Origin of the sequence: Anaerococcus cruorum (genome assembly GCF_046365495.1) — a bacterium.
Classification (GTDB): Bacteria; Bacillota; Clostridia; order Tissierellales; family Peptoniphilaceae; genus Anaerococcus; species Anaerococcus cruorum.
This window is the reverse complement of record NZ_JBGMEH010000010.1, coordinates 1-1,072: the sequence shown is the minus strand read 5'-3', so window position 1 is coordinate 1,072 and position 1,072 is coordinate 1. Positions and strand designations below refer to the sequence as shown.

The following is a 1,072-nucleotide window of genomic DNA, read 5'->3' as shown; positions in this document are numbered from 1 at the left end:
TTTAAATTCTCTATCAATCCGAAGCTTCGGTACTGAATTTTAGCCCCGTTTATTTTCGGCGCAAACCCACTTGACCAGTGAGCTATTACGCATTCTTTAAATGTATGGCTGCTTCTAAGCCAACGTCCTGGTTGTCTTAGTAGGTTCACATCCTTTTCCACTTAATCCAGATTTTGGGACCTTAGCTGTCGGTCTGGGCTGTTTCCCTTTCGACTTAGGAGCTTATCCCTCTAAGTCTGACTCCATGACCTGATTTTTTGGCATTCGGAGTTTGATAGGCTTTGGTACGGTAAGCCGCCCTAGGCCAGTCAGTGCTCTACCTCCTTAAATCTTAAGTCATAGGCTAGCCCTAAAGCTATTTCGAGGAGAACCAGCTATCTCCGGGTTCGTTTGGTTTTTCGCCCCTATCCACAGTTCATCCGATGCGTTTTAAACCGCACCCGGTTCGAGCCTCCAGTGAATTTTACTTCACCTTCACTCTGACCATGGATAGATCACCCGGTTTCGGGTCTATCGCATTTAACTTTCGCCCTATTAAGACTCGCTTTCGCTTTGGATCCGTCTCTTAAAGACTTAACCTTGCTAAATACGATAACTCGCTGGCCCATTCTACAAAAGGTACGACATCACACTTTAGTGCTTTGTCTGCTTGTAGGCACAAGGTTTCAGGTTCTATTTCACTCCCCTTTCGGGGTTCTTTTCACCTTTCCCTCACGGTACTTGTTCGCTATCGGTCACATGTTAGTATTTAGCCTTAGGGGATGGGCCCCCTATCTTCACAGCAAATTACTCGTGTTCACTGCTACTTGCCCCCACAATATATTTTCTTTCGTTTACAAGACTGTCACTTTCTATGGTTCATCTTCCCAAATGATTTAACTAAAAAATATATTTCTTACTGGGTTGGGCTGTTTTCTTTTCGCTCGCCGCTACTTGGAAAATCGAGTTTTCTTTCTTTTCCTCCTGCTACTTAGATGTTTCAGTTCGCAGGGTCTAACTTCATAAAGCTATGTATTTATTTTATGATGACTGTGTCTTCCACAGCCGGGTTTCCCCATTCGGATACCTAGGG

The 1,072-nt window shown here is 44.3% G+C and carries 1 rRNA gene; it reads right to left on the bottom strand.

The features are described from left to right. Positions 1-1,072: ribosomal RNA gene (locus ACCQ40_RS08165) — 23S ribosomal RNA — on the bottom strand; the annotation flags it as partial.